This window comes from Haloferax sp. DFSO60, assembly GCF_046557615.1.
In the GTDB taxonomy this organism is placed as follows: domain Archaea; phylum Halobacteriota; class Halobacteria; order Halobacteriales; family Haloferacaceae; genus Haloferax.
Genome location: NZ_JBKIII010000003.1, coordinates 1 through 12,549 on the forward strand (window position 1 = coordinate 1; position 12,549 = coordinate 12,549).

General features: G+C 58.4%; 17 protein-coding genes. 13 read left to right on the plus strand and 4 right to left on the minus strand.

What is annotated here, in order from left to right; translation table 11 throughout:
* Together ACK509_RS14515 and ACK509_RS14520 are read left to right on the plus strand one after the other, a co-directional pair.
* Positions 1-600: TrmB family transcriptional regulator (locus ACK509_RS14515; protein WP_410767274.1), on the plus strand; the 600-nt coding region annotated here is incomplete at its 5' end.
* Between the two features lie 97 nt (positions 601-697).
* Positions 698-1,027, plus strand: coding sequence for a HalOD1 output domain-containing protein (locus ACK509_RS14520; RefSeq protein WP_410767275.1), 330 nt, complete (start codon positions 698-700; stop codon positions 1,025-1,027).
* A 73-nt stretch (positions 1,028-1,100) separates the two neighbouring features.
* On the opposite strand, the gene ACK509_RS14525 is transcribed toward ACK509_RS14520, so the two are convergent.
* Positions 1,101-1,436 carry an ArsR family transcriptional regulator gene (locus tag ACK509_RS14525; RefSeq protein WP_410767276.1) on the minus strand — a complete coding sequence of 112 codons (336 nt, stop codon included), beginning with the start codon at positions 1,434-1,436 and terminating at the stop codon, positions 1,101-1,103.
* 408 nt (positions 1,437-1,844) lie between these two features.
* Between ACK509_RS14525 and ACK509_RS14530 the strand changes: the two genes are divergently transcribed.
* On the plus strand, positions 1,845-2,219 hold the full coding sequence (locus ACK509_RS14530; RefSeq protein WP_410767528.1) for a hypothetical protein: 375 nt from the start codon (positions 1,845-1,847) through the stop codon (positions 2,217-2,219).
* A gap of 248 nt (positions 2,220-2,467) precedes the next feature.
* Here ACK509_RS14530 and ACK509_RS14535 read toward each other — a convergent pair whose 3' ends face one another.
* Positions 2,468-2,902, minus strand: coding sequence for a hypothetical protein (locus ACK509_RS14535; protein WP_410767277.1), 435 nt, complete (start codon positions 2,900-2,902; stop codon positions 2,468-2,470).
* Between the two features lie 128 nt (positions 2,903-3,030).
* On the opposite strand from ACK509_RS14535, the gene ACK509_RS14540 reads away from it, so the two are divergent.
* The 4 genes from ACK509_RS14540 (at position 3,031) to ACK509_RS14555 (ending at position 6,537) form a co-directional block, all read left to right on the plus strand.
* The gene (locus tag ACK509_RS14540) at positions 3,031-3,237 is read left to right on the plus strand and encodes a DUF4177 domain-containing protein (RefSeq protein WP_255196182.1); all 207 of its coding nucleotides are present in this window, start codon (positions 3,031-3,033) and stop codon (positions 3,235-3,237) included.
* Positions 3,234-4,250, plus strand: a complete 1,017-nt coding sequence (locus tag ACK509_RS14545) for a hypothetical protein (RefSeq protein ID WP_410767278.1) — start codon at positions 3,234-3,236, stop codon at positions 4,248-4,250. Before ACK509_RS14540 ends, ACK509_RS14545 begins: the two co-directional genes overlap by 4 nt.
* Before the next feature lie 1,101 nt (positions 4,251-5,351).
* Entirely contained in the window at positions 5,352-5,549 is a 198-nt protein-coding gene (locus ACK509_RS14550) for a hypothetical protein (RefSeq protein ID WP_410767279.1), read from the plus strand.
* A complete protein-coding gene (locus ACK509_RS14555; protein WP_410767280.1) occupies positions 5,542-6,537 on the plus strand; it encodes a hypothetical protein in 996 nt (331 codons plus the stop codon). The genes ACK509_RS14550 and ACK509_RS14555 overlap by 8 nt, the downstream gene beginning before the upstream one ends.
* 191 nt (positions 6,538-6,728) lie before the next feature.
* Here the strand turns inward: ACK509_RS14555 and ACK509_RS14560 are convergent, their stop codons facing one another.
* The gene (locus ACK509_RS14560) at positions 6,729-6,977 is read right to left on the minus strand and encodes a rubredoxin-like domain-containing protein (RefSeq protein WP_410767281.1); all 249 of its coding nucleotides are present in this window, start codon (positions 6,975-6,977) and stop codon (positions 6,729-6,731) included.
* Between the two features lie 289 nt (positions 6,978-7,266).
* Here ACK509_RS14560 and ACK509_RS14565 point away from each other — a divergent pair, with 289 nt between their 5' ends.
* The 6 genes from ACK509_RS14565 to ACK509_RS14590 all read left to right on the plus strand — a co-directional run bounded on the left by ACK509_RS14565 (position 7,267) and on the right by ACK509_RS14590 (position 12,203).
* The gene (locus ACK509_RS14565) at positions 7,267-7,590 is read left to right on the plus strand and encodes a hypothetical protein (RefSeq protein WP_410767282.1); all 324 of its coding nucleotides are present in this window, start codon (positions 7,267-7,269) and stop codon (positions 7,588-7,590) included.
* A 136-nt stretch (positions 7,591-7,726) separates the two neighbouring features.
* On the plus strand, positions 7,727-8,467 hold the full coding sequence (locus ACK509_RS14570; RefSeq protein WP_410767283.1) for a GNAT family N-acetyltransferase: 741 nt from the start codon (positions 7,727-7,729) through the stop codon (positions 8,465-8,467).
* 12 nt (positions 8,468-8,479) lie between these two features.
* Positions 8,480-9,787 (plus strand): hypothetical protein, encoded by a 1,308-nt coding sequence (locus ACK509_RS14575; RefSeq protein WP_410767284.1) that lies wholly within the window; start codon positions 8,480-8,482, stop codon positions 9,785-9,787.
* A 175-nt stretch (positions 9,788-9,962) separates the two neighbouring features.
* Positions 9,963-10,961: a hypothetical protein gene (locus tag ACK509_RS14580; RefSeq protein WP_410767285.1), complete on the plus strand. Its 999-nt coding sequence runs from the start codon at positions 9,963-9,965 to the stop codon at positions 10,959-10,961.
* Between the two features lie 25 nt (positions 10,962-10,986).
* Positions 10,987-11,577 (plus strand): hypothetical protein, encoded by a 591-nt coding sequence (locus ACK509_RS14585; RefSeq protein WP_410767286.1) that lies wholly within the window; start codon positions 10,987-10,989, stop codon positions 11,575-11,577.
* Positions 11,574-12,203 carry a hypothetical protein gene (locus tag ACK509_RS14590; RefSeq protein WP_410767287.1) on the plus strand — a complete coding sequence of 210 codons (630 nt, stop codon included), beginning with the start codon at positions 11,574-11,576 and terminating at the stop codon, positions 12,201-12,203. The genes ACK509_RS14585 and ACK509_RS14590 overlap by 4 nt, the downstream gene beginning before the upstream one ends.
* A gap of 112 nt (positions 12,204-12,315) precedes the next feature.
* Here ACK509_RS14590 and ACK509_RS14595 read toward each other — a convergent pair whose 3' ends face one another.
* Positions 12,316-12,495: a hypothetical protein gene (locus ACK509_RS14595; protein WP_410767529.1), complete on the minus strand. Its 180-nt coding sequence runs from the start codon at positions 12,493-12,495 to the stop codon at positions 12,316-12,318.
* Positions 12,496-12,549 lie beyond the last annotated feature (54 nt).

Genomic DNA, 12,549 nt, shown 5'->3' on the forward strand with positions numbered 1-12,549 from the left:
CTCGTCGATATCCTCCAATCGTCGCCCAAGCAGTTCTGGGCAATCTCCGCCGAAACCGCGAGTGGGACATTCGTACACGAGCTAGAACACCGCGCGGAACTCCTCCAGACGGCGCTCAGTGAACTCGAACCCATCGAACGACGGGCCGAGCAACGCGGCGTCTGGACGGTAGACGGGCAGACGGCGGTCACGGACCGAGTTCTGGAGTACATCGCGAGCGCGGAAGAGGAAATCGTCTACATGACCGTCGAGGACCTCCTCACGGACGACTTAATCGACGGGTTGGGTGAGGCTGCAGAGCGGGGTGTTTCGATCAAGCTCGCTGGGGTGTCGACGGAGGTCCAAGAATACATTCAAGAGGAAATCCCCGGCGCGACGATGTTCGAATCGCTGTGGGTCTGGTCGGACACGTCGGCGGGACGACTCATGATGGTCGACGGGCGAAAAACTCTCGTGAGTGCGCTCGTCAACGGTGAGGACGCGAGTCCGTCTGACCCGCGGTCGGAGACCGCCATCTGGGGCGAGGGTGACACGAACAGTCTGGTCGTGGTTATGAAGGCGATCTTCACCTGGCGACTCGACGCGGAGGATTCAAATTGACTGAATCCACTAACGGCAACTCAACCATCCACAGAATGAATCCAAATCTGAATCTGCATGGTCGGAGCCCTGCACCGACGTACTGGCGGTATTACTCATGACTACCTTTGATAACACAGAAGATAACGACCCGGGTACTGATGCGGACGGTGTCATTCGAGCCGAGTACGACTGGTCGTCACTGCCCCCGAGTACAGCGGTTATCGAGACCGTCGCAGTCGCGGCAAATTGCGAGCCCACGGCGCTCGAACCGTTATACAATACGGTCGACCCAGACGCCCTCGATGCGCTCCTTGGCTCCAGTGACTTCCACTCGACTGACGGACTCACTACCGTTTCGTTCGAGTTCGCTGGCCATAGTGTAACTGTTCAGGCCAATGGGGTGGTCATCGCCCAACCGGCCGACTATCGACACGAATCGAAGTGACACCAGGGCGAATCTGGCAGCATCGAATCACCGCTCTGGAAGACCTGTCGTCTCCAGTTGAGTGACGTTAGCATCAGGGATTCGGCAGCGACACTGCCCCAGAGAGCGAGTCGAGCACTGTCTCGACCTGTTCGTTGGGGTGGTACCGGACGGCTCCGCTTCTGTGTTCGAACTCGACGACGCCGTACTCTGCTAACTTCGGCAGGTGGACGTGGTGTAGTTGAATGAAGAGATTTTTCCGGTCCTGCAGTGGGTCGTTCTTGGAGTCAGAACCACTACTGTGGAACTGGTCGACGATCTCGTCAACCGTCGTGGTCTCGTCAGCCTCGTGGCGCAAGTGGTGGATGATTCGTCGTCGGTGCTGGTCGGCAACGAGCTGGAGACACGCGTCGAGACTGTTGGTCGTCATACTACGTCCCTTTCTACAGAGGTGCATCAATTATGACTATTTTCACACGTGAGAAGGTTTTGATTATGTGAGTGACACTCGAAAACTGCGCATCTCTGCGTCGATAGTCACTTTTTATGATACGAGTGAATGTAGACGAACCGCCTCCCCTGATGGCCGATGTCAGCCGAGTACTCAAAAACTCGTCTCTGCAAAAAATTGTCCCGGCCCCACTCGTCCGTTTGTGGGAAACTACGTGTGGCCTTCCACGCTTCCTGTGTGCATGGCCTGTGGAATTTCCGTCGTCGCGTTTTACCGTGGATTGGGTTGTTATTATCCGAGAGACGAATCGGCAAATTGGCGGTGATGTTGGGCGACCGGAAATCGGATGTGAGTCGTTTCCCCCCACCGCAGGACACGTTCGACCCGATGACGACGCCCGTTGCCCGCGGTGTCGCCTACGGCCAGCAACTCACGAACCACATGGAGAAGTTCCTCGAGGACAACTTCACACCGTACCCCTACGACCAGGAGGACAGTCGAGTCCGCAACTTCTCCTCGAACGTCGAGGGGACCGTCGACCCAACGGCCGACACGACACAGGTAAAGATACGATGGTCAAGAACATCACTGCGGGACGACTCGCGGACGAGATTGACGCTGACGAACAATTCACGTTCATCGAAACGCGTCCCGAAGACAGCTTCGAGGCCTTCCCCAAGGAAAAACGGGGAAAGACAATCGACGCTACCGACTACCGGTGAACTTCTTGCGAATGTCGTTTGCCGTGAGTACCCCCTGTAAAACGTACGAGAGCCCACTATAACGAGAAGCGATTATTGCTGTTCCGAGGAGGAGTGCAGCGCGCTTCTTGTTCCCTCGCCGGAGTGCGAAGCCAGCCTGCACGAGTATAGATGCGATATTCACTATCGTCCATCGATTCTGTTTCAGCCGTTTTGTCAGGGTTCTATTGGCCATCACCTAAATTACGGGCTGCGCTCGGGTAATCCTGTGGGTCGGTAACAGTGGCCCACTGGCTGAGCCAGCCGCCGTCAAATCGATAGAGTGCACTCCCAACTTTCGAGTCTAGATGAGTTGTTCCCACCGGTAGCGACCGTACGTTTTTCCACGACTGTCCCGTTGACCGCATTCACTGGGATGAGCGTTACGTTCTGATTTGTGGGGAGATACATCGTTACACTCGTCTGCCCACTAACTACCGTCGTCGAGTCGAACGTACTCCCGCTTTCGGCGACCACGACGAGTTTCGTGACGCCATTCGTCGTAGTTGATGCCGGCGTCGACGTCACCGTCGTCGTGACACTTCTGCTGGCCCAGGGCTCGGTTACCGAGAGTCGCTCGAACACTGTCGACTCGGTCGTCTCTATCATGATGGTGGGGTCGAGCGTCAGACAGCCGTTCCCAACAACCAGCCCAAGCAGGGGTATCGTCGCAACGACCCGGCGACGTGAGGGAATGCCAGTCATTAATTGTCCTCTTCAGTGTCCGAATGCTTGAGCGTTGTACTGCTGGGCGTCCAAGTAGTCCATATGCTCGATCACTCCACCTCGGTGGTGGAGCGGGCTATAGAGGGCTGCAGTACCTACTAGTAGTGATGTCCGAATCAGAAACGACCCGCTGGGAGTACGAGACGCTTCGCCCGCCGCGCGATGAGACCCAAAAAGAAGCAGAAGATCCGAAAGCGGACTTGAATCAACTCGGTGCAGAGGGCTGGGAGTTTGTGGAGACAATCGACTACGAGGGAGGCGGCACCAAGTACCTCGTTTTCAAGCGACCTGCCCGATCGAGTGAGCCAGTATGACTGACGAAACCGGCATCAGTACGGCCAACACGATGCGTGAGCGCGCGGGAGAGAGTCGGATAAAACTCTGGGTGCTGCTTCGCGCGAACCGCCTTCTCGTCTCCAGTGTCCTGACCAGTGCTGTGTTCGTCATATTCGTGATCGCCGTTACTGTCCTCAATCCACCGTTTTCACGGCAACTCGAGTCCGGCGACATGATCGACACGATGTTCTCGACGATGATCACGGTCATTGTGACTGGGACGACACTCGTCGTCACGATCGGTCAGCTCGTCCTCACCCAAGAGAACGGCCCGCTCGGCGATCAACGCGAGCGGATGGCCAGTTCAATGGATTTCCGGGACTTTACTGAAGAATTAATTGGGGCTCCGAGTCCTGTCGATCCATCCGAATTCCTCCGGCAGATCATCGGAATCACGGCACAACGGACTACGGCCCTTCGAGAGTCAATTGGCAAGAATGATGACGAGAACCTCCGAGAAGAGGTCGATGAATTCGCTGAAAGCGTCACTGGGAACGCCGACACGGTACGTGACCAACTTGAGGGTGCGCAATTCGGCTCGTTCGATGTGTTATTCGCCGCACTGAATTTCAATTATAGCTGGAAAATCTTCCAAGTTGAACGTCTCGCGAACGAATACGAAGAGAGCCTCACTGAGGAAGAACGCGGCTTGCTTGACGACCTCAAAACAGCGCTATCTCTGTTTGGTCCGGCGCGCGAACACATCAAGACGCTGTACTTCCAGTGGGCACTCATCGACTTGTCTCAGATGATTCTCTATGCTGCAGTCCCGGCATTGGCCATTGCGGGTATCATGGTCGCAATCGTCGATGCGGGGACGTTCCCGGGAAGTACACTCGGTCTCGATCACATCATCCTCGTCGTGGCCGGTGCGTTTGCGGTGACGCTCGTTCCCTTCATGCTGTTCGTCTCGTACGTCCTTCGCATCCTCACCATCGCGAAACGGACACTCGCCATCGAACCGCTGCTCCTCCGCGGATCACAACGATAAGGCGTTACAGCGCCGCGTGGCGGTCGTCTGGGATTTCAATTCTGTCGCTCAGATGACGGAGATTGTGGTAGCCTTGAGTTCGTGACGAGTAGAAAAAATGAGAAGAGTAAGTATAGTAGCGTTTGCAACTTGGCACATATCCAATCGCACGCAGTCGTGCGATCGAGTGTACACTGACGTGCAAACGCTACTATACTCTCAGACACGTACTCTGCCAGGTGAATGGTTCCTGTCAAGACATTCTCTGACGAAGAGGCAGTAGCGACGCTCCTTTAGCAAGTTCGATGGGCTGACGGTCTCGTACGCCCACACTGCTCAGCTACTGCCGCCATCCTATTCGGTCACTACGGTGCGTTGCAGCGGTGTTCTTGTAAGCACGGTCACCAAACGTTCGATGACAAGACCGGCACGATACTGACGGGTTTCGGACGTACGAAGTACTTAACGACGATTGGCAGTTCGTCCACGAAAACGTGAATCATGGAAACCGTGAGTCTGCTCGTGGTGACGTCCACGTGAACCCCTGTGAGGCCTAGGGACCGCTGCTACGGCGATGGTTGACGCTACATCGAGGCATCTCGAAGGATACGTTGACAGGATATATCCGTGCATTTCAGCTGCGACAGTGTCTCTTCCAGAAATCTGGCCGAGAATCAATGCGACTCGTGGTTCAAGCAACGCATTGAGAAAATCTCTAAGGCGAGAAACTCTGTTACAACAGTACGCATGTAACGTATCCCATCGAGAACTCACCAACAATCCCCACCATGTGAGCGTGATGACATCGTCCTTCTTATCATTTTTAATAATTTTCACGCATTTGATACACTCTTAAAATATAACTAAAAATATATTACCCGTCACCCGTAATGGTGCAGCTGATCTGACGCAGAACTCAAACCTCAGACACGGCTGAATGTGGACGCTTCGTGAGCTACTGAAGATGGATTTCCGGAGCAGTCGAGGTTCGTACTCGGAGCTACCTGAGACTCATGATTGTGATAGACGGCGATGTACGAGCACACCGCTCTGTTCTCGATCAGTACACGACGGGAAACAGCCTGTCAGCAGAGTCATCACCGTGAGAGCCGATATGGACTCATGGATACCGAAATGCATCAGCAATGGGAATACAAGGCACTCGATCCGCCAAAGGGATTAACCAAGCGAGAGACGGTCGATCCAACAGACGAACTCAACCGCCTCGGTACAGAGGGCTGGGAACTCGCAGAGACGATCAGCTACGACGGTGGCGGCACGAAACTACTGCTGTTCAAACGCCCGGTCTCTCATGAATGACTTCTCAACGAGCAGCACGCTACGTGAACGGACGGACGTCAACAAATACTGGTTCTGGTTGCTGCTCGGGGCTAACCGGTGGGTCGTCGCTGGCGCGCTCGCGTTCCTAATCTTCCTCGTGTTCATGATCTGGGGCGTGCTGAAGCCGGTGTCATTGCATTCGACCATGCAGTCGAGCGGCATGATAGAGACGGTGTTCGCCGGGCTCGTCGGTGCGATCATCACAGGAACGACGCTCGTCGTCACGATCAATCAGCTCGTCCTCTCCCAGGAAATCGGTTCGCTCGGGAGTCAGCGCAGTCGGATGGATACGACGATGGACTTCCGCCAGAACACCGACAGCCTCCTTGGGATGACGACGCCCGCCGACCCTGCGGCCTACCTCGATGCGCTTATCGAAACGAGCGAACAGCGAGCAAAGACACTGCGAGATACACTCTCTGAGACTGAAAACCGAGCGCTCTACAAGAAGGTAAACGAGTACGTCATCGACCTGTTGGAGAACGCTGACCACGCACGTACCCACCTCGAAGACACAGATTTCGGCACCTTCGACGTCTTATCGCCCGCGCTCGATTATAACTACGATCGGAAAATGCACGACGTTCGACGGCTCGGGATGGAGTACGAAGGCTCCCTCACTGACGAGGAACGAAGCGCGTTCAGAAATTTGCTCGAGGTACTCTCGATGTACGGGGTAGTCCGCGAGTACATTAAGGACCTCTATATCCAGTGGGCGCTGGTGAAACTCTCACGAGCCATCCTGTATGCCGCAGTGATTGCACTCACCGTCGCTGGGGGGATGGTCGTCTTCGTCGATGCGACGACGTTCTCCGGCACGTTCCTCGGCATCGAGAGCGTTCTCTGGGTTGTTAGCGCCGCGTTTGCCATCTCAGCGCTGCCATTTCTCCTGTTCACATCGTACATCCTGCGGCTCGCGACGCTCGCCAAACAGACGCTCTCGATGGGACCGCTCATGCTCAGCTAACCGACTACCGATTCAAACGCGTACTACGCAGGTCGCCCGTCTCCCGTCCCCGGTAGGGTGGCGCTCTCGGGCGGTCTGGACTCGCTGCGACGCGTCGCAGCCCGCAACCCTCGCCCGGTGTTGGTCCCGCCGCTCTCGACGGTCCACCGGAGCGCGTCGAGAGGCCGGCCAAGCCGGTGGGCGGTTCACGCTCAGTCCTCTTGGACGGGGGAGATCGCTTCTCGTGGAGCACTACAGTTCGGGCACACTTCTGGCAGCCCCTCATCCAGTTCGCCCATCTCTCCACATTCGGTACACCGCCACATCAGGTACCCTTCTCCGAACTCCTGCCCCGGCAGCTCCTCGACTTCACTCTCGTGGGGTTCCATCGCCTCCGCTTCGAACCCATCGTCGGTGAGTCCGCTCACGCGTCCCACCGGTCGTCTGTTGCTATCGTACACTACTTCTCCCGGTTTGATCGACGCACTATGGCTATGATTCTGGTCGTCCATTCCATGATAGTGGGTTTGCACGGGTATCCAGTTTGGGGGAACATCTGTGTAGACTCTAATCTGTACCAAGCGTGAGGGTCGTTCGACCGCGGGGAGGTGCCACATCTCGATTCGGTACTGTGTGTCCGTTCGCAGCAAGGTTGGGCGGCTCCCGGTAACTGGTGGTAGCCCCCGAATGAATCACATTTCCTTGTATACGCTACAAAAGCTATACGCTCTTTCCTGTCGAAGGACTACTATGACAAACGACTCCGACGACACCCGAGAGCAGGGCATCGAATTTGGCACACTAATCGGAGACCTCGAGGACGAGTCCTACCCGCTGTCTCACGAGACGCTCCTCAGTCGGTATGGTGACCGTGAGCTCGGTCTCTTCGATACCCAAGTCCCACTACGTGAAGTGCTCTCCCCGGAGCAAGAACTAGAGTACGAGGACGTGGAGAGCGTCCGGCAGGCCGTGTTCAACATGGTCGGTGACGAGGCGGTCGGCCGAGAAAAGTACAGCGACCGCGGCGGGAATGCCACCGACGATGACGACTTGACTGAGTCGGAATCGTTCTAAACCCCGGTGTCACAGCTGCACCCAGAGAGAACGATAGGCTGGTCCGATTCCTGCTGGTCACGTGTTTGAGTGGGTTGTTCCGCGCAGAGATGAGGACCAACCGACGACTTATGTCTGTTCGACGATAACTCACCACATGGATGTTCGCCCTGCGGAGTCGGACGACCGGGAACGGATCAGAGCGATCGCGCGCGACTCGCTGCAGTCGTCGTACTCGCTCAGCCCACAGCAGATCGAGACGATACTCGAAGGGGAGTTCGACGACACGTCACTGAACGACCTCCTCGAAGATACGGACACAACCGTGCTCGTCGTCGACGAGACGATCGACGGCACGGAGACTGTTTACGGGTTCATCACCGTCGAAGTCGGAACACGAGCGACCATCCGGTGGCTCCACGTGGATCCGGTGGCGCGGGGCAAGGGCATCGCCACGGCGCTGCTCAATCGCGTCCGCGAAGAGTTCGTCGAGAAGCCGATTGCAGCGTGTGTCCTCGACGAAGCCGTCGAGGGCGGCGACTTCCTCAAGGGGTTCGGCCTCAAAGAGAGTGATCACGACCAGATAATGCTGGGCGGGGAGGAGTTCGATGTCACCATGTTAACCGAGGGGCAAAAGACAGAGATGCCGAACGAACCCGCCGTCCCGATTCCCGAATCCGTCACCGTCGGTGGAGTTGCCCGGTCCGTCAATCGCGATGAGAGCGTTCCCGGCAGGGACGCCCCATTCTTCACAGTGTCCCGTGGGGAGGACGCGCACGGGTACTTCTGTTCACAGTGCGGCAGTACTGACGTCTCCGCCGACGGACAAGGCAGGCTCGAGTGCGGGAACTGTGGCAACTCACACCTGGCCGACGAGTGGGACGATGCATATCTCTGAAACCGCCGGGTGATGGATGATATCCAGGCGATGAATCACGAGGCTTCCGACGTCGACCGTAACTCCTCAGGCGGTGCGGTACCTCAGTTCAATGAGGCGGATCAGCCCGACCAGCCGACTGTGGACGATCGGAGTGACGATGAGGCCGGGGCACCGATCGACGTGGGGATTCTCGTTGCGCACTCGCCTGGTGGGGATGTCGAGCCGCTCCGGTCGTTCGCCGAGCGGATGGCCCGGAACGATATCGAAGAGCTGGCGGCAGCCACGGACGCAGCTTGGCGGATCCATTGTGCCGATCCGGACTCGATCACCGACCGTGCTCCTCAACGGCCGTCCGAGTTCCTCAATGAAGCCGCGCTTCACATGACGAAACGCCCGTACGACCTGGTCGTCGTCGTGACCGACATGCCCCTCACCACGCGGGAGGAGCGATCCGTCGAGGGGCTCGCTTCCCCGCTCGCCCGCGTCGTTGTCGTCTCCACACGACGACTCCTGCGGACCCACGACCGGGAGACGGTCAGGGCGCTCGATTCACCGGCCGTCCGCTGGAACGCTGCGACCCTCCTCGTTCACCTCCTGGGACACGTATTTCGTGCGGACCACGGTGATGGCGGCGTCATGGCTCTGTTCTCGTTTGGCCCCTCCCGACGGAGCGTCCCGCCGTTCGATGCGGACATCACGGATCACCTCAGAGGGATTGCGACCCGTATTCCCCAAGCGGACGTCTCGCGAGGGCGGCTTCAGCGGCTGGCGTTTCACGTGGTGAGCCTCGTGCGGAATCCGGGTATCGTCGCCGCGACGCTGCTGCAGAGTCGCGCCCCCCTGCTCCCGTTCTCACTCCCGCGCCTCTCGACGGCCGCTATGACGCCGACACTGATCCTCGTGTTCAGTGCCGAGGCATGGGACGTCGGGCTGAACCTGACCAACCGTACGGCCGCACTCTTCGCGATAGGGAGTGTCATCGCTGCCGCAGTCCATCTCCTGTACGTTCAGCGCCTCACGTTCCCACGAGAGCGCAGCCAGGTGTTCACCGAACATATGGCACTGGTGAACGTGACAGTGTTCTTCATCCTCGTCGTGGCGATGATGGGGCTCTTCATCCTCGTCGGATCGATCATGCTCCTGATCGAGTTCGCCGTCTTTCCGTCGAACCTGATGACAAACTGGCCGAGCCTCGAGGAACCCACGGTCGGGCTCGTCGACCTTGTCCGTGTCGGGGCCTTCATCAGCACGCTCGGTGTGCTGTCGGGCGCGCTCGCCGGCGGTACCGAAAATCGGATGGCGCTCCGGCATCTCGCGCCCTTCCGTGACAGGCCGTAGACCTTCGACACCCCCGAGTGAACGGGAGGTGCAGCGCGTGACCTGCGACGCCACCACGTACGCAGCCACCCTTGGTACATACCCGCAAGGTCTTGCGGCTGTGGACCGTACCTTATCGCATGAATTATCGATTACGGGTAGGTCCTCCCAGCCGTAGCGCTCAGAGGCCGGTGTCATGAGTATCGCCAAGAGGTTCAGCCGTTGGCGAGACTGGTTTCCGGTCCCGAGTCGGAGCAGCGGATTCGCACTGAAGCGATGGGTCTTGCTCGAGGGGGACCGGCTGGCAGTGACAGGAGCGTTGCTTACGTTCGTGTTCGCGACCTTCATGGGTATCGCCACGGTGTGGACCTTCGAGATGCAGACGCTGCTGACGGACACCTCGACCATCCAGACGATCCTCAACACCTTCCTGAGCGGGATGATCCTCCTGGTCTCCATCGTCGTCTCGATCAACTCGATCGTGCTCTCACACGACATGAGTTCCGTCACTGAGCAAGAGGACCGCGTCCAGGGCACGATAAAATTCCGCCGGGACCTCAGTGAATTGACCGCCCCCGGAGAGAACCCGACCAACCCCGGGTCGTTTCTCAAGGTCATGTCCAGGATCATCAGCACCCGCGCGGACGCGCTCGCGGGCGAGTTGGAGGGTGCCGATAAGGAACTCGTCGACGATATCGACGAGTACTCGCGGTTGATCTCGGACGCCGCCGAACAGCTCGGGGCAGTCGATGAAACGTCCGGCGCCGAATTCGCCATCCTCTGGAAGGGACTCGGGTTCGACTACGGCTCACTCATCGAGGGATCCCAGACGATTATTTCCTCCCGCGATACCTCACCCGAGCGCTTCGAGGACCTGATCGATGCGTTCGAACTGTTCGCCATCGGGAAGGAGTACTTCAAAACGCTGTATTATACCACGGAGGTATCGAAGCTGTCCCAGACCCTGCTGGTCGTCGCGCTCCCTGCCATCCTGTTCAACGCCTCGATGATCATCGCGATCAACGGGCAGGTCCTCCCAAGCGGGTTGATGTTCGGCATCCCGCTGCTACAACCGTTCGTGGCGGTGGCGTTCACGATCTCCATCGCGCCCTACCTCGTGTTGACCGCCCATATGTTCCGGCTCTCCACCGTCGCGCGGCTGACCGCGTCGGGTGGAATCTTTTCGCTGAACTAGTCGGACATAAAAAGGCCCCCTACCAATGCCTATCACACACTCGCTCGCACGAAACGTGACAACGAACGCAACGCTTGGGTGGGTCTTCGTCGGTGTCGTGATCCTGATTGCCGCCGTTAGCCTCCTTATGACGCCGCTACTCTGGGGTTTGCTCGCACTGGTCGCTGCCGGAATCCTCGTGGTTCCGGCGGTACTACGGCGGGACTGGCGGGTGATGCTCCCGTGGCCACTCGGGTCGGTCGTCGCTGTCGGAGTGACCGCGCGGACGTTCGACGTCGCCACGGAGGTCACCGGCTACGTCGCCATCTCGTCCGTCGCGCTCGCGGTTGTCGTCGAGCTCGACTCGTTCACCGATGTGGAAATGAGTCGCCGCTTTGCAGTGCTGTTCGCCGTTATGACGACTATCGCCTTCCAGTCGTGGTGGACGATCGCCGGCTACTATTCGGACCAGTGGTTCGGCACCTCGTTTATCCACTCACAGGCCGAACTTCAGTGGGACCTCGTCACCGTTATGATTGTCAGCCTCGCGATGGGTCAACTCTTTCTGTGGTACTTCGACCGTATCGAACACGTCGGTTCACGTCACCGACCAGTCGTCCCGGAGGAGGCATCATGACAGTCTCCGAGCCTATCGGCCTCTCGGAGCGGAGAGAACGCCTGCTGACCCGACTGCTGCAGTTCGTGCTGGCGGGTGTCTTCCTCGCCGGGGTAGTCACGCTACGCCCGGGGATGGCAGTCAACGGGGCGTTCGGTCTGGCGCTTACGTTGATCCCGGCCGCGATCCGCCGGGAGTACGATTACACGATGAGTCCCGCGCTGGTCCTGTGGCTTACCATCGCCATCGGTCTCCACAGCGTCGGGTCGCTTGGCCCGTACTCGTGGTTCTCCTGGTTCGACAGCGTGACGCACACAGTCTCAGCGACTGTCGTCGCCGGGCTGGGATACGCGACCTTCCGCGGGTTTGAACAGCACTCGAAGGAACTTCACGTCCCGGCGAGCTTCCGGCCCGTGTTCATCGTCGTGTTCGTCCTCGCGGTCTCCGTCGTCTGGGAACTACTCGAGTTCTCGTCCGGACAGGTAGCGCAGGTACTCGGTATCGAGGCACCGCTGATCGTCTATGGTGTCGACGACATTGTCACAGACATGGTGTTCAACACGGTCGGCGGACTGATCGTGGCCGTCGGTGGCTCCAAGTACTTCGTTCCGCTTGCGGGATTCTTCAGGCGTCGGTTCGGCCCCTAGAACTCCGGGGTCCACGGCATAGACGAGGGACGGATGCGGGGGAAGATCCCGCAGGGCTTCTCGGCAGACCGTCGCGAATCGCTACTGGGAATCGCTGTACGGTGCAGAACCATCACCCGGAAAATTCGGAGAGAGCCTCCTCGACATCGTTACGGCGGATGTACAACACGACGAGTCCAAGGATGAGGAGACCGAGTCCCCACCAGACCGAGTCTCCGAGAATCAGCCAGAGAATGATGGTTACGATGCCCGACGACAGAAGCGACCAGCCGACCGTAGTCTGGTATGCCATACCTGTGGTTCGTGTTCGCGGTGGTTATGGGTGGCGCCGCCCGTGACCTCCGTG